Origin of the sequence: Dietzia sp. UCD-THP, assembly GCF_000349585.1 — a bacterium.
Classification (GTDB): Bacteria; Actinomycetota; Actinomycetes; order Mycobacteriales; family Mycobacteriaceae; genus Dietzia; species Dietzia natronolimnaea_A.
The window spans coordinates 26091-41322 of sequence record NZ_KB714655.1; the positions used below are offsets into that span (position 1 = coordinate 26091).

Sequence of the window (15232 nt, forward strand, 5' to 3'; positions counted from 1 at the left end):
CTCAGCTCCCCTTCCCGTCGCCGCCCGCGTCCCGGTCGAGACGCTGCAGAATGAGGCCCTCCCGCAGGGCCCACGGACAGATTTTCACACTTTCCAAACCCAGAGCCCTCATCGACGCCTCCGCCACCAGCGCTCCCGCGACCACCTGATGCGATCGGTCAGAGCTGATGCCCTCCAACTCTGCCCTGTCAGCGGCCGTCATGCGAGAGATAAACGCGATCACCTGCCGCAGACCCGACGCGGTGAGGATCCGCTCGACCCGCGGCCCCTCCGATGACGGCGCCGCACCGGTGAGCCGAGCCAACGTGCGGAACGTCTTGGACGTGGCACAGGCCAGGTCGGGTACACCGGCTGCCCGCAGCTCCCTGGCGGGGCCCTCCAGCTCGGCGTCGATGAAGTCACGCAGCTGGTTGATGCGCTTGCGCTCCGGCGGATCGGTCTTGAACCAGTCGTGCGTCAACCGTCCGGCACCCAGGGGCAGACTGAAGGCGTATTCGGGCAGCTCGTCCTCGCCGTTCGTCAGCTCGAGTGAGCCGCCACCGATGTCGAGGTTGACGATCCGCCCGGCGCTCCAGCCGAACCAGCGGCGGGCGGCCAGGAAGGTCATGCGCGCCTCGTCCTCGCCGGAGAGCACGCGCAGAGCGATCCCGGTCTCCTTCTCGACCTTCTCGAGCACCGCGTCCGAGTTGGCGGCGTCGCGCACGGCGGAGGTCGCCAGGGCCATGACCTCGCGGCACTTGGTGGCCTTGGCCAGGTCAGCGGCCTCACTCACGGCGTCGACGAGCCTGGCGACGCCGGTCTTCGAGATGTTGTCGTCCTCATCGAGGTACTCGATGAGCCGCAGACGCGTCTTGGAGTCGTTCATGGGAGTGGGATGCCCCCCGCGATGGGCGTCGACCACGAGGAAATGGACCGTGTTGCTCCCGACGTCCAGGACACCTAATCTCACACGCCCACCCTAAACGGTCTACGGTCGCAGGTTGTGACCGCCACCGAACGCACCAGCAGCCCGGGCGCGCCCGCCGCGGAAGTCCCCCTCGACTTCCCCCACGAGTGGTACACGTTCCCGGACCCGGCGAACGACCAGCATCTCGTGTCCGCGGACATGACGTGGCTGCTGTCCTCGTGGACGTGCGTCTTCGGCACACCGGCCTGCCACGGCATCGACGCCGGGCAGCCCGACGCGGGCTGCTGTACCCACGGCGCATTCCTGTGTGACGACGACGACCGCACACGCCTGGCCGTGAACGTCGAACTCCTGGGGCCCGGGGACTGGCAGCACCGGGGGGCCGCGCTGGAGGCCGCGGAGGCCGAGGGCGGCGATCTCGAGCCGTGGCTGGAGGAGGACGAACTCACCGGGGACGACGGCGAGCCCGAGCCCGCTCTGAGGACGCGCCGCCTGGGCGGCCGGTGCGTGTTCTTCAACGACGTCGGCTTCCCGGCCGGCTCGGGCTGCGCCCTGCACCACATGGCGGCGCGGACGGGCCGCACCCTGCCCGAATCCAAACCGGACGTGTGTTGGCAGTTGCCCATCCGCCGCACGCAGGAGTGGGAGACCCGGGCCGACGAGGTGGAGGTCCTGCACACCCGTATCGCCGAGTACGACCGTCGCGGCTGGGGCCCCGGCGGGCTGGACCTGGACTGGTACTGCACCGGTTCGCCCGAGGCGCACGTCGGGACCGAACCGGTGTTCGTCTCGCTGCGCGACGAGCTGGTGGAGCTGCTGGGGGCCGACTGCTACGAGGTGCTGGCCGCGGCGTGCCGGCGCCGCCGCCAGCTGGGGATCGTCGCGGTGCACCCCGCGACCGAGCGGGCGACCTCCGGGCGGGCCTGCGGGTCCTGATCTAGCACCGGGCCGGTCGCGACGCTCAGCCCTCGGACGTCTCGCTCAGCCCTCGAACTTGTAGCCCAACCCGCGGACCGTCACCAGGTGGACCGGCTTGCCCGGATCCTGTTCGATCTTGGACCGCAGCCGCTTGACGTGAACGTCCAGCGTCTTGGTGTCGCCCACGTAGTCCGACCCCCAGACGCGGTCGATGAGCTGGCCGCGGGTGAGCACCCGGCCCGAGTTGCGCAGCAGGTACTCGAGGAGGTCGAACTCCTTGAGCGGGAGGGTCACCACATTTCCGCGGACGGTCACCGTGTGTCGCTCGATGTCCAGGCGCACCGGCCCGGACTCCAGTACACCGATGTCGTCCGACTGGTCGGCCTCCGCGTCCGCCCCGCGCCTCAGGACGGCCCGAATGCGGGCGATGAGCTCGCGGGCGGAGTAGGGCTTGGTCACGTAGTCGTCGGCCCCCAACTCCAGCCCGACCACCTTGTCGATCTCGCTGTCCCGCGCGGTCACCATGATGACCGGGACGCTCGAGGTCACCCGCAACCTCTTGCACACGTCGGTTCCGGACATGCCCGGGAGCATGAGATCCAGCAATACGATGTCCGCGCCCTCCGCGTCGAAGCTCTCCAGCGCGGTCGGGCCGTCGCCGGCGATGGTGACCTCGAAGCCCTCCTTGCGCAGGAGGAACGCCAGCGGATCCGCCAGCGAGGCCTCGTCCTCTACGATCAGCACCCTGGTCACGGCACCTGGTCCTCTCCTTGTCGGTCGTGCTCGGTAGGGGCCGGGGGCCCCTCGCCACCCGGCTCCACATGGGCCGGAAGTTCGAGTGTGAACGTGGACCCGGTCCCGGGTCGGCTCCAGATGCTGACGGCGCCGTTGTGGTTCTGGGCCACGTGTTTGACGATCGCCAGACCCAGCCCGGTCCCGCCGGTGGCCCGCGAACGGGCCTTGTCCACGCGGAAGAACCGTTCGAAGACGCGGGTCTGGTGCTCGGGCGCGATGCCGATCCCCCGGTCGGTGACCCGCAGCATGACTGTGTCGCCGTCGAGCGTCCGGGTGATCGAGACCGGGGTGCGCTCGGGCGAGTAGTTGACGGCGTTGGAGATGAGGTTGGTCAACGCGGTGACCAGCAGGGTCCAGTCGCCCGACACCTCGAGCCCGGAGGGGGCGTCGGTGATCAACTCGATCCCCGCCGCCTCCGCCGCGGCCGCCGACCGGCGCATCGCCTCGTCCACCACGGCGTCCACGTCCACCGGCTCGGGATCGCGGATCCGCTCGGCTCCCTGCAGCCGGGACAGCTCGATGAGTTCGGAGACCATCTTGCCCAGCCTGTGGGCTTCGTTCACCACGCGTCCGCCGAAGTACTCGACCGACTCCGGGTCGTCCTTGGACTCGAGCAACGCCTCGGCCAGCACCGCCATCGCCCCCACCGGGGTCTTGAGTTCGTGGGACACGTTGGCGACGAAGTCGCGCCGGGCGGCCTCCATGCGGCGCTGTTCGGAGTCGTCGTCGGCGAACACCACCGCGAACTGCCCGAGGTGACCGCCGAGGATCTCGCTCCGACCGCTCACCGACGGGATTCGACGGCGGCCCACGGTGACCTTGGCGGGCAGGTCGAACGCCGACGGCTGGCCAGAGGCGAACGTGGCCTCGGCGGCGCTCCACACCGGGTCCACCAGGAGCCGGTCGTCCACGATCCCCAACTCCGCGGCGCGACGGTTGTAGAGCACCACGTCCTGATGGCGGTCCACCACGGCCAGGGCGTAGGGCGCCTGGTGGTACACCGCCCGCAGGACCTCCAGCCGGCTCGGCCCCTGCTGCTCGGCAAGCCGGAGCTCACGACGGGCGTGCAGCCGGGGGACGACGAAGCCGCCGACGACGAAGCCGACCACCGCGGCGACGATCGCGAGCGCGATCCCGAAACTGACCTGCACGTGCCAGATACTACGGTGCGGCGAACCGACGACCACAACAGAGAACCCCCGTCCATCCGCGGGAAGTCCGCAGGTGGACGGGGGTTCTCCGTGAGTTCACCGGAGCGTCACCTACTTCTGGGCGCCCTGGCTGGCGACTGCGGCGGCTCCCGCGGCCGCGGCCTCCGGGTCGAGATAGGTGCCGCCCGGGTTGGAGACCAGACCGGACTCGTCGAAGCGGTAGACGAGCGGGATGCCGGTGGGGATGTTCAGGCCCGCGATGTCCTCGTCGGAGATGCCGTCGAGGTGCTTGACCAGCGCACGCAGCGAGTTGCCGTGCGCGGCGACCATCACGGTCTTGCCCTCCGCCAGCTGCGGGGCGATCTCGGCGGCGTAATACGGGATGAACCGGTCCACGACATCCTTGAGGCACTCGGTCAGCGGGACCTCCGGCAGGTCGGCGTAGCGGGGGTCCGCCGACTGCGAGTATTCGTTGTCCGGGTCGATCGCCGGCGGCGGCGTGTCGTAGCTGCGACGCCACAGCATGAACTGCTCGTCCCCGTACTCGTCCTTGATCTCCGCCTTGTTGAGGCCCTGGAGCTTGCCGTAGTGACGCTCGTTGAGCTTCCAGTGCCGCACCACCGGGATCCAGTGCCGGTCGCAGGCGTCGAGCGCGATGTTGGCCGTCGTGATGGCCCGGCGCAGCAGGGACGTGAACAGGACGTCTGGCAGGATGCCCTCCTCGGCGAGGAGCCTGCCACCGCGGACCGCCTCCTCGCGTCCGAGGTCGGTGAGGTCCACATCGACCCATCCGGTGAACTGGTTGGAGGCGTTCCACGTGGACTGACCGTGACGCAGCAGGACGAGAGTTCCGTAAGCCATGCGGCCATTATGACCCGACGCGTAAGGACTACGGTGCAGACATGACCACAGACGCCGGCAACACCCCCGATCGACCCGACCGTCCGTGGACCGCCCACTACACCCCGGGCACCGCGCACGACCTCGAGTACGGCACCACCACGCTGGTCGATCAGTTCGACGACGCCGTACGGGCCTACTCTGACCGACCGGCGACCGAGTTCTTCGGCCGCCTGACCTCCTACTCCGAGATCGCCAGCCGGGTCCGCCGCGCCGCCGAGGGACTGCGCCGCCTCGGGGTGGGTCGCGGGGACCGGGTCGCGGTGCTGCTGCCGAACTGTCCGCAGGGGATCGTGGTGTTCTACGCCGCGCTGCGGATCGGCGCGATCGTCGTGGAGCACAATCCGCTCTACACCGCCGACGAACTCGAGGGTCCGTTCGCCGATCACGGCGCCAAGGTGGCGGTGACCTGGAACGTCGTCGCCGGCATGGTGCGTGACCTGGCCGACCGCCCCGGCACGGAGATCGAGCACATCGTCGCCGTCGACCTGCTCGACGAGCTCCCCGCGGCCAAGCGCCTGGCCCTCAAGTACCTGCCGGTCCCCTCACTGCGCGCCTCGCGAGGGAAGCTGTCGGCCCCCGCCCCCGGGACCCTGGACTGGCGCGATCTGGAGACCGGCCCGGAGCTGGACTTCTCTTATCCGCGGCCGAGCGCGGAGGACCCGGCGCTGATCCTCTACACCTCCGGCACCACCGGCACCCCCAAGGGGGCCACCCTCTCGCACGCCAACCTGGTGGCCAACGCCACGATGGGCAAGGCCTGGGTACCCGAGCTCGAGCCGGGCAGGGAGCGGTTCCTGGCCTCACTGCCGATGTTCCACGCGTACGGGGTGACGATGTGCGTGGTGTTCGGCATCGCCCAGGGGGCGCGGCTGCAACTCGTCCCCACGCCCGACATGGACCTCATCATGCCCATCCTGGCCAAGGACCTGCCGACCTTCATCCCGGCGGTCCCGCCGATCTACTCGAAGATCCTCGAGGAGGCCGACCGGCGGGGGATCTCGCTGCGGGGCGTGCGCCACTCGTTCTCGGGGGCGATGAGCCTGCCCGCCGACCTCATCGCCAGGTGGGAGGCCGCGACCGGGGGCCTGCTCGTGGAGGGCTACGGGATGACCGAGACCTCGCCCATCACCGTCGGCAACCCCATGTCGACGGCGAGGCGGGCCGGCAGCATCGGCATCCCCTTCCCCGACACCGACATCCGCGTCTCCCACAAGGACGATCCCTCCGTCGACGCCTCCCCGGGCGAGCCCGGTGAGCTGCTGGTCAGGGGCCCACAGGTCTTCCCGGGGTACTGGGGCAACCCCGAGGCCACCGCCGAGACCTTCCACGACGGATGGCTGCGCACCGGCGATGTCGTGACCCAGGATCCCGACGGCTTCCTCCACGTGGTGGACCGCATCAAGGAGATGATCGTCACCGGCGGGTTCAACGTGTACCCCTCCGAGGTCGAGGCGGTCCTGCGCCGCGCGCCGGGCGTGGCCGACTGCGCGGTGGTGGGGCGACGCGGAGCGGACGGCGGCGAGCAGGTGGTGGCCGCGGTCGTGCTCGAACCGGGCGCCGAGCTCGACGCCCCGGCCCTGCGCGCCCACTGCAAGGCCTCGCTCGCGGGGTACAAGGTCCCGCGCGAGTTCGTGCCGGTGGCCGAGCTGCCCACCAACCCGATGGGCAAGGTCCTGCGCAAGAAGGTCGCCGAGCTCATCTGACGCGCCGGTCCGGCGTCGGCACCCGCGGCGGCCCCGCCGGGTGCAGCAGCCCGGGCGTCGGCACCCGCGGCGGCCCACACCATCGAAAAGAGCGTCCCGCACGCATCGGCCGAGAAGAAGGTGGCGGAACTGTCTTCTCGACGGGTGGGCGCAGAGGGGGCGCGAGCGGGTCGTCAGCCGTGGCCCGGCTGGGGCAGGTCCTCGGTGAGGTGACGGAACGCGTGGAGGTTGCGCAGCGGCTCACCGCGCGAGACGCGCCACTCCCACTCGCGTCGGATCGAGGTGTGGAAGCCGGTCTCGAGCAGGATGTTGAAGTCGTGATCCGCGGCCTCGAGCACCTGGCCCAGCACGCGGTCGAGCTCCTCCTCGGTCACCGCGACCAGCGGCATCCGGCCCACCAGGTAGATGTCACCGTTGTTGTCCAGCGTGTACGCCACCTGGTACAGGCGCCGGTTGCGCCGCAGCAGGTATTTGTAGACCTTCTCGAAGTCCTCGTCGGGCTTGCGGCAGACGAACGCCTCGATCCGCACGCTCTCCCGGTTCACCGTCAGGTGGCAGGCGGTCTTGAGGCGCTTCTCCCCCGGCAGTTGCACCACGAAGACCCGGCCGTCGGCCAACGTCGACTCGATGTCGCGCTCCACCAGGAAGTTACGGATTAACTCGAGGGTGGGGCCGTCGACGTCGTCGGCACCGCGCGGCGTGGCACCGCTGTCGTCGGCACCGCTGCCCTCGTCCATGCGCTTGTTCTCGGTGGGGTCGATCATCGTGACTCCTTCGGTTCGACTCCCCTGTATTCGTGAGCGGTTCGTCGCGGGGGGAGGTTCGGACGGGGCGGGGCTTGATCGGGCGGGGCTTGATCGGACGGGCGCGCCGACCGGCGGGGCCCCGGGGTGTCAGGAGGCGGTGGCCGCCTCTCGCCGGGCCCGGTAGTCGGCCATCGTGCCCGAGTAGGAGGCGAGAAGCCCGTCGGCGGTGGAATCCCAGGAGAACGTGGAGGCGTGGACCGGGGCGGCCCGCGACATGGACAGGCGGCGCTCGTCGTCGTCGAGCAGTCCCACCAGCGTCGTCGCCCACTCGCGCGGGTCGTGCCCGTCCACGGTGATCCCGGTGCGGCCGTTGTCGACCGCCGTGGGCAGCCCGCCGACGGCGGCGGCCACGACCGGCGTGCCGCAGGCCTGCGCCTCGAGGGCCACGAGCCCGAACGACTCCGAGTACGACGGCACGGCCACGATGTCGGCGGCCCGGTACACGTCCACGAGCTCCGAGGGTGGCCGCGGCGCGAGGAAACTCACCCGGTCGGCCACGCCCAGCTCGTCGGCCAGGTCCATGAGTGAACGGGGGCGCTCCAACCCGGACCCGCTGGGCCCGCCCACCACCATCAGGCGCACGTCGCGCTGCGGCTGTTCCCGCACGATCTCGGCGAGTGCGCGGACGATCACATCGGGGGCCTTGAGCGGCTGGATCCGCCCGACGAACGCGATCACCTCCGATCGCTGCGCGAGCCCCAACGCCCGACGGGCCCGCTCCGTGCCGCGCTGCGTCCCGGGGGTGTACTGCTCGAGGTCGGCGCCCGGGGGTACCACGTCGATGTGCGCGGGGTCGGCGTCGTAGTAGCCCACGAGTTCGTCGCGCTCGCCGGTGGTGTTGACCACGAGCCGGTGTGCGGAGTCGACGATCTGCTGCTCCCCGATGCGCCGGGACTCCGGCTCCGGGACGTCGCCGTCGGCCAGGACCGCGTTCTTCACCTCCGCGAGGGTGTGCGCGGTGTGCACCAGCGGCACGCCCCAGTGCTCGGAGGCCACCAGACCGGCCTGTCCGGACAGCCAGTAGTGCGAGTGGATGAGGTCGTAGTGCCCGGGGGCGTGTCCGGCCTCCGCCCGCATCACGCCGGCCACGAAGGGGCAGAGCTGCGTGGGCAGGTCCTCCTTACGCAGGCCCTCGAACGGCCCGGCCACGATGTTGCGCACCAGAACGCCGTCGCCGGCCTGCTCGACCGGCGGCTGCGAGGAGTGGGTGGCGCGGGTGAAGACCTCGACCTCCACTCCCCGGCGGGCCAACCGACGAGCGGCCTGCAGCACATACACGTTGAGCCCGCCCGCGTCACCCGTGCCCGGCTGGGCCAGGGGCGAGGTGTGGAACGACAGGACGGCGATACGCCGTGGGAGGTGGGCCACGGCGCCGGTGCGCAGATCGGAGACGGTCACCTCACCGATTGTGCCCGCGACGACGACGAGGCGCACTCCGGCACGAGAGGGCCCGCCCGTCTCCCCACCGCGGACCCGCCGCCACGGAGGAGGGGCAGCGTCGCGGGGCCGTGCTCACAGTTCGGCGGCGAAGGCGTCGAGCTCGGCCAGGAACCGCGGCGTCTCCTCGAGGAAGGGCGCGTGTGCTGACTCGGCGAATCCCACGTGGCGCGCGCCGGGGATCATCTCGGCGTTGGCCCGGCCCGCCGAGGGCAGCACCACCCCGTCATGCTCGCCGTGGATCACCAGCGCGGGGATGGTCAGGCCGCGCAGGGTGTCGTCGTGGTCCACCCGTCGCGTGAGCAGCTTCTGCCGCACCGCGGGGGGCGTGGCCAGGGAGAGACCGAAGATCCGCTGTCGGCTCACCCCGTCGCCCGAGCGCATCATGGCGGTGCCGAAGCCCGCCAGGGTGGCGATCGCGGTTCCCGGATCCTCGGCGAACCCTCCGTCGGCGACCGCCATCATGGCCGGGCCGACCGCGCCGCCGGCGGAGCGCGAGACCGCGGTGACCGCTCCGCACAGCACCAGTCCGGCGATTCGACCCTCGCCGCGCGAGGCGAGGTAGTCGGAGACCACGATCCCGCCGTACGACCAGCCGAGCAGGATCGCGCCCCCGGCCCCGGCGTCCCCGGCCCCGGCGTCCCCGGCCCCGGCGATCCCGGCGGCGTCGAGCACCGCCTCGAGGTCGTCCGCCCACTGCTCGGAGGAGTCGTACCCCGTCTCGGCCACCCCGGAGTGCCCGTGCCCGCGCAGGTCCACCGCCACCACCCGGAACCGCGTGGCCAGCGCGTCCAGCAGCTCCGGCCCCCAGCTCGCGCTCGACTGGGCCCAGCCGTGGACCAGTACCAACGGGCGGGCGGCGGGGTCGCCGAGAACGCGGTAGGCCAGGACGGTGCCGTCGGAGGAGACGGCCGACGAGACGCCTGACGAGGCGGACGGGGCGGGGGAGGTTGAGGGGCTCATGGGAGTCATCGTGCCAGGCGCAGATCCGGCGGAGATGTCCAGATCCCGGACATCGTCGACGGCCCGCGTGGCTCACCGGGAGCTGCCCCGTGGCTCACCGGGGGGCTGTGCGCCCTGTCCGCCCGCATTCCGCCCGGGTGCGCGGGCGGAATGGACCACTCGGCACGCATAAGCCGGTGGAGGCTGGCCGTTCGGGACACACAAGTCGGGCCGGGGCGGCTACCGTGGTCCAATGGCTACCACCACCACCAAGCTCGACTCCGACGTCGTGGTCCGCACCTTCTTCGACGCCCTCGTCTCGGGCGACGTCACCACCGCCTCCGAGCTGCTCGCCGAGGACGTGTGGTGGGCCAACATCGGGCTCCCCACCATCCGGGGCAAGCGTGAGGTGGTCAAGGCACTGTCGGCCCTGGGCACCAACGTGGACTTCGACGCGGAGATCCACCACCTCGCCGTGGGCGCCCCCGCGGACCCCACCACCCCCGGCTCCCCCACGATCGTGCTCACCGAACGCACCGACTACCTGGGGGTCGGGCGATTCCGCTGCGGTTTCTGGGTGTGTGGGCGCCTCGAGGTCCGCGACGGCCTCGTGTGCGGCTGGCAGGACTACTTCTCCAAGTCCGACATGGTCCTCGGTGCGGTGCGTGGACTCGTCGGCATGGTCACCGGCCGGGGCCGCTGACCTCGTCGTCGTCCTCCGGCTGCCCCGCCTCCCGCTCGCGGTAACAGGCCAGCCGCCAGACGTTCTCTCCCCCGCGCCGGCGGTACTCGAGTTCATCGAGTGCTTCCAGCGCGATCGCCAGGCCCCGGCCGCGGTCGGCGAAGACGTCCGGCATCTGCACGGCGCGCAGGTCCACCCGGGCGGGGCTGCCGTTGTCGGTGAAGCGCGCCTCGAGGCGGTCCGGTGTCACCTCCAGCACCAGGTTCAGTTGCACCGGGGAACCGTCTCCCGCGTGCTCGATGATGTTCGCGCCGATCTCCGCCACGGAGATCTCGAACCGTAACCGCGCATCCTCCTCGACCTGACCGGCGGAGAGCATCTCCCCGATCTCATCGAGGACCCGGTCGAGAGTGCCCTCACCCGTGGTGAGGGTCAGCTCCCGGCGCTGGTCAGTCGCCATCGAAGGCGGAGTCCGCGGATTCGTGCGCGGTGAGCACCCGGTCGAGCCGGGTGAGCTTCAGCACGCTCTTCACCTGTTCGTTCGGGGCCGCGATGCGCAGGTCGCCCCCGGCCTGTCGCGCGGCTTTGAGTCCGGATATCAGCGCTCCGAGCCCGGAGGAGTCGATGAACTCGGTGGCGCTGAGGTCGACCACCACCCGGCGCGACCCGCCGTCGACCAGTTCAAGCAGCTGGTCGCGGAGGCCGGGGGCGGCCACCATGTTGAGTCGGCCGGTCGGCGCCACCACCACTGCGGTGCCGGTCTCCCTGATGTCGTAGGTGGTCATGTCGCTCCCTCTCTGTCGGGTCCACGGTATCGAGCGGCCCGGATGACCACCGACAGAATGAACAGGTCGAACACCACCCAGACGAGGTTCGCCGTCACTCCCAGGACGGAGATCGCCCCCAGGTACAAGCGCACCACCCCGATCACGGCCGCCACCACCAGGAAGGCCATGACGATCAACTGCGGCCGGAACAGGTACCACGGGGTCGCATCCTCACCCTGGCGCGTCTTGGGCGTGACCGCGAAGTCGAGGGGCTTGCCGAAGTACACGTTTCGCGCGGCCGTCCAGCACGCCGCGATCCAGACGGGGAACAGGGCGAGGCTGTACTGCTGACCACGCCAGGTCGGGTTTCCCCGGCCGGCGATGAAGAACAGGAGCTGGCTCAGGACGAGGAACGGGATGAGTCGCGCGAAGAAGTCCACGCTCCACGCCTGGACGGGCAGCACACCGAGCGTCAGGTAGATCACCGGGGCGGCGAAGTACGCCAGGGCCGCGAAGCCCGAGAGGTAGCTCCACATCGTGGACCAATACATCAAACGCTGGGCCAGCGTCAGGCCACGCTGCACCAGGGGGTTCTCGCGCAACATCACCTGGATCGTTCCCTGTGCCCACCGCAGTCGCTGGGTGAGCATCGTCTTGGGGTCCTCAGGCGCCAGACCATAGGCCAGCACCTCGTGGTGGTAGGCGGTCCGCCAACCCGCCGCATGAAGGCGCATCGCGGTGGCCATGTCCTCGGTGACCGAGATGGTCGCGAGTGCCTGGGTGGGTTCCGCCTCGTCGGCCCGGTCGATGTCCACCGCACGGATCAGGGCCCGGACCGACTCGACCGCTCCCAGTGGCGACCACTCGCGGTCCGCGAGTTGGTCGAGTACCAGGTCGTCGAGCACCATCGCGTCCGACCCGTGCTCGTCCAGCGCGGCGATCGCCTCGAGGTCCGCCCGGATCGCGCCCATGTCGGCGTCCACCACCGTGCGTGCGGCCGCGTCCACCGTCTGCTGGAACCCGTAGGTGATCTCCGCGAGGGACCCGCCGGCCCTGAGTTCGGCTCGGGCGGTGCGCACGGCCCGCCGGACGGAGCCGAGCGCCTCCCCCACCTCGGGCTGGTCCGCCGGGACCGCGCGCTGCGCCCGCCTGATCACCCTGCCGGCCGTCCGCAGGGCGCGATCCACCCCGTCCTCCACGGCCTTGACGTACCCCGTGATGCCGAGTTGCATCAGCGCCTCGCGACGGAGCACGGCGTTCGACCCGCAGAAGAACGCCGCGTTCCACCCATCCTTGCCCTGCTGGATGGGCCCGTAAAACAGGGGCGCCTGACTGCCCAGCGGGTCGGATTCAGGGACGTTGGTGAAGTACTGCGGGGTCTGGACCAGCGCCATTCCTTCGTCCGTGAAGTACCCGAGGGTCCGGTCGAGGATCTCCGGCTCGGGGACCTGGTCCGCGTCGAGGATGAGCAGGAACTCGCCGTCTGTGTGCAGGAGCGCGTTGATGAGGTTTCCCGCCTTGGCGTGGCGCGGCTTGTTGGTCCAACTGGCCGACCGGGTGAGGTAGTCGACCCCCAACTCCTCGGCGGCGGCCCGGAGTTCCGGACGGGCGCCGTCGTCCAGGATCCACGTGCGGTGCGGGTAGCGGATGCGTTTGGCGGCCGCCGCCGTGTTGAGCACCAGCTCGAGCGGCTCGTTGTAGGTGGTGATGAAGACGTCGACGCTCAACCCCTCCGGCGCCGGGGGCGGCTCGGGGCGACGACGCAACCGCCACATGGTCACGGCGAAGAGGATCGAGTCGATCAGGCTGTAGGTCTCCGCCAGGACCAGCGGGACGGCGATCCACCAGGCGTCCCAGTTGACCGAGAACAGCCACCGCCAGACGATGTAGTTCAGCCCGACGATCACGGTCACCACGATGAGCAGCCGCAGGTAGGGCGAGGGGTACTCGCTGCGCGGCACCGGCGGCGCCGGAACCGTGCTCACGCCGTCTCTCTCCGGACGGCCACCACGGTCACGTCGTCCAGCGGGGGCCGGCCCGCCACCAGCTCCCGGGTCGCGGCCGCGAGCTCGTCGGGATCGGCGAAGGGTTGCACGAACCGCCCCACCGCGGCGGGGTCGCTGCCCTCGTCCACCAGGTCGAGCAGACCGTCCGAGCAGATCACCAACACATCGCCCGGCTCCAGCTGTGCCTCATCGGAGGTCCAGGTGGTCCCGGGGAGGATCCCGATGGGGGGCCCGCCCTCCTTCAGGGGGTCGATCCGCCCGTCGGAGCGCCGCACCAACGCGAGGCCGTGGCCCGCGTCGGTGTAGTGGATCGTCCCGGTGGGCAGGTCGATAGCGGCGAGCAGGGCGGTGACGAAGGTCGAGGTGAGCTCGCAGTCCTCGGCGAGGTGCTCGGCCGCGAGCGTCGTGACGGCCCCCGTGTCATGCGCCCCGTCGGCGGGGCCGAACCGGTCGAGCACCCGGGAGGCCCCCCGGACCGAGGCGCGGACCGAGGAGGACAGGATCGCCGCCCCGAGCCCCTTACCCATCACGTCGGCGACGGTGAGCATCAGGGTGTCTCCACGACTGTAGTGGTCGTAGAAGTCGCCTGCGACGGTGAACGCCGGGAGGCAGACGGCGGCTACCCGGTAGCCCTCGGGCCCCGTGAGGGGGCGCGGGAGCAGCTGGTTCTGGATCTCCGCGGCCCGGTCCAACTCCGCGGACCGCTCGAGTTCCCGTTGCGCCCACTCGGCGAGCTCGGTGAACGCCTCGATCTGCTGCGGGTCCAGGTTGCGGGGTTCGGTGTCGTAGACGCAGAAGGTACCCACGGGGTGGCCGGTGGGGCCGAACAGCGGGTATCCGGCGTAGAACCGGATCCCATCCGGGCCGCCGATGCCGGGGATCTCCGTGAACTCCGGGTCGGCGGCGGCGTCCGGGATGACGAGCATCGGGTCCTCGGGGCGGCGGTACGCCCGCGCGATGGTGGTGCGGCAGACCGTCTTCTCCCGCGGCACCTCGTCGATGTCCAGTCCCTGGATCGACTTCATCCACTGCCTGTCGCCGTCCATCAGGGACAGGGACGCCGCGGGCACCCCCAGAACCCGGCGGGCCATGTTGGTGACCTGGTCGAACCGACCCTCGGGCGGGGTGTCGAGCATCCCGAGTCGTTCCACGTCGCGCACCCGCTCGGCCTCGACGGGGGCGGGGACGCTCCACGGGTGAGGGGTCATCTCGTGCGGTGCTCTCTGTTCAGGGCGTCCGCCATGGCGTCGGCGGACTCCGGGCTGCTGGCCAGACGCCAATCGGTCTCCTTATATAAATCGAACCACACAAACGCCGTTAACTCTTCTCTGGAGTCAAGATAGCTGACGAGGTCCCTGATCCACTCCGGCTTGGACCCACCCGCCTCGGCGCTCGCCACCTCGGTGACCATCACCGGTCGACCGGGTGCGAGAGCGGCCACCTCGTCCAGGGTGGGACCGAAGATCTCCTCCGGCTCCTGCCACGAGCTCCACGGCTGGGTGGTCCCCCAGTTGTAGCCGTCGACGCCCACCACGTCCACGTAGTCGTCTCCCGGATAGAGCGGGGCGACGGGGCTGCTGCCGGGGTGGGGGACGTTGACCGTCCAGACCCACCTCACGTTGTGGACCCCCTTGACGGCGAACAGGTCGTGGACGTGCCGCCACGCGTCCACATAGGTCTGCGGTGGGGTTCCGCCCGCCGGGCTCCACGGGTACCAGTCGCCGTTGGCCTCGTGGGCGAACCGCAGGTACACCGTGTCCCCCCAGGCGGCCAGCTCGTCGGCCCACCGGTACAGGTAGTCGTCGTGCACCCCCGCCGCGATCTGCTCCATCGGGAACGCCGATCGGTCGTACTCGCCGTCCGCGACCCAGCGCCACGGCTCCCACGTGATGACCGGGTCCGCCCCCCACCCCCGGACGGCGTCGAGCTCGGCGATCGGGGGTGGGGAGGAGAAGTCGACGAACCACATCACCACGCTCGGCCGGGTCCCCACCGCGTCGGCGACGGCGCGGTACTCCCCCGGGGCGCCCGGACCGCCGGGGGTGCTCACGCCGAAGCGCGGGCACGCCTGGCCGGGGGCGTCGAGGGGCACCGCCAGCGGGTCGGCGGCCACCTCGCACTGCCGGGAGGATCCACACGCCACGCACATCGCCGCCACCACCACCGAGACCAGGACAATCCACACCGCACGCATCAGGGTCCATTGTCGCCGCCG

15 protein-coding genes are annotated in these 15232 nt (G+C 70.7%); 3 read left to right on the forward strand and 12 right to left on the reverse strand.

Annotation, left to right across the window (positions count from 1 at the left end; all coding sequences use genetic code 11):
* Position 1: 1 nt before the first annotated feature.
* Entirely contained in the window at positions 2 to 949 is a 948-nt protein-coding gene (locus tag H483_RS33730; RefSeq protein ID WP_042330006.1) for a Ppx/GppA phosphatase family protein, read from the reverse strand.
* Positions 950 to 982: 33 nt separating this feature from the next.
* Here H483_RS33730 and H483_RS33735 point away from each other — a divergent pair, with 33 nt between their 5' ends.
* On the forward strand, positions 983 to 1843 hold the full coding sequence (locus tag H483_RS33735; protein WP_017837775.1) for a hypothetical protein: 861 nt from the start codon (positions 983 to 985) through the stop codon (positions 1841 to 1843).
* A gap of 45 nt (positions 1844 to 1888) precedes the next feature.
* On the opposite strand, the gene H483_RS33740 is transcribed toward H483_RS33735, so the two are convergent.
* The 3 genes from H483_RS33740 to H483_RS33750 all read right to left on the reverse strand — a co-directional run bounded on the left by H483_RS33740 (position 1889) and on the right by H483_RS33750 (position 4632).
* Positions 1889 to 2578 (reverse strand): response regulator transcription factor, encoded by a 690-nt coding sequence (locus H483_RS33740; RefSeq protein ID WP_017837776.1) that lies wholly within the window; start codon positions 2576 to 2578, stop codon positions 1889 to 1891.
* On the reverse strand, positions 2575 to 3771 hold the full coding sequence (locus tag H483_RS33745) for a cell wall metabolism sensor histidine kinase WalK (RefSeq protein WP_031265061.1): 1197 nt from the start codon (positions 3769 to 3771) through the stop codon (positions 2575 to 2577). The genes H483_RS33740 and H483_RS33745 overlap by 4 nt, the downstream gene beginning before the upstream one ends.
* Before the next feature lie 111 nt (positions 3772 to 3882).
* Entirely contained in the window at positions 3883 to 4632 is a 750-nt protein-coding gene (locus H483_RS33750; protein ID WP_017837778.1) for a phosphoglyceromutase, read from the reverse strand.
* 41 nt (positions 4633 to 4673) lie between these two features.
* Between H483_RS33750 and H483_RS33755 the strand changes: the two genes are divergently transcribed.
* Positions 4674 to 6377: a long-chain-fatty-acid--CoA ligase gene (locus H483_RS33755; RefSeq protein WP_017837779.1), complete on the forward strand. Its 1704-nt coding sequence runs from the start codon at positions 4674 to 4676 to the stop codon at positions 6375 to 6377.
* Positions 6378 to 6550: 173 nt separating this feature from the next.
* On the opposite strand, the gene H483_RS33760 is transcribed toward H483_RS33755, so the two are convergent.
* The 3 genes from H483_RS33760 to H483_RS33770 all read right to left on the reverse strand — a co-directional run bounded on the left by H483_RS33760 (position 6551) and on the right by H483_RS33770 (position 9583).
* Positions 6551 to 7141 carry a YbjN domain-containing protein gene (locus H483_RS33760; RefSeq protein WP_017837780.1) on the reverse strand — a complete coding sequence of 197 codons (591 nt, stop codon included), beginning with the start codon at positions 7139 to 7141 and terminating at the stop codon, positions 6551 to 6553.
* 129 nt (positions 7142 to 7270) lie between these two features.
* Complete coding sequence (mshA, locus tag H483_RS33765; protein ID WP_081615225.1) at positions 7271 to 8581, reverse strand: D-inositol-3-phosphate glycosyltransferase; 1311 nt, start codon at positions 8579 to 8581, stop codon at positions 7271 to 7273.
* Positions 8582 to 8695: 114 nt separating this feature from the next.
* Complete coding sequence (locus H483_RS33770; protein WP_017837782.1) at positions 8696 to 9583, reverse strand: alpha/beta fold hydrolase; 888 nt, start codon at positions 9581 to 9583, stop codon at positions 8696 to 8698.
* A gap of 232 nt (positions 9584 to 9815) precedes the next feature.
* Between H483_RS33770 and H483_RS33775 the strand changes: the two genes are divergently transcribed.
* A complete protein-coding gene (locus H483_RS33775) occupies positions 9816 to 10265 on the forward strand; it encodes a limonene-1,2-epoxide hydrolase family protein (protein ID WP_017837783.1) in 450 nt (149 codons plus the stop codon).
* On the opposite strand, the gene H483_RS33780 is transcribed toward H483_RS33775, so the two are convergent.
* The 5 genes from H483_RS33780 to H483_RS33800 are packed head-to-tail and all read right to left on the reverse strand — an operon-like array spanning position 10246 to position 15211.
* Entirely contained in the window at positions 10246 to 10704 is a 459-nt protein-coding gene (locus H483_RS33780) for an ATP-binding protein (protein ID WP_017837784.1), read from the reverse strand. The genes H483_RS33775 and H483_RS33780 overlap by 20 nt on opposite strands.
* Positions 10694 to 11029, reverse strand: a complete 336-nt coding sequence (locus H483_RS33785; RefSeq protein ID WP_017837785.1) for an STAS domain-containing protein — start codon at positions 11027 to 11029, stop codon at positions 10694 to 10696. Before H483_RS33785 ends, H483_RS33780 begins: the two co-directional genes overlap by 11 nt.
* On the reverse strand, positions 11026 to 12996 hold the full coding sequence (locus tag H483_RS33790) for a glycosyltransferase family 2 protein (RefSeq protein ID WP_017837786.1): 1971 nt from the start codon (positions 12994 to 12996) through the stop codon (positions 11026 to 11028). Before H483_RS33790 ends, H483_RS33785 begins: the two co-directional genes overlap by 4 nt.
* The gene (locus H483_RS33795) at positions 12993 to 14225 is read right to left on the reverse strand and encodes a PP2C family protein-serine/threonine phosphatase (protein WP_017837787.1); all 1233 of its coding nucleotides are present in this window, start codon (positions 14223 to 14225) and stop codon (positions 12993 to 12995) included. Before H483_RS33795 ends, H483_RS33790 begins: the two co-directional genes overlap by 4 nt.
* Positions 14222 to 15211 (reverse strand): glycoside hydrolase family 26 protein, encoded by a 990-nt coding sequence (locus tag H483_RS33800; protein ID WP_017837788.1) that lies wholly within the window; start codon positions 15209 to 15211, stop codon positions 14222 to 14224. The genes H483_RS33795 and H483_RS33800 overlap by 4 nt, the downstream gene beginning before the upstream one ends.
* Positions 15212 to 15232 lie beyond the last annotated feature (21 nt).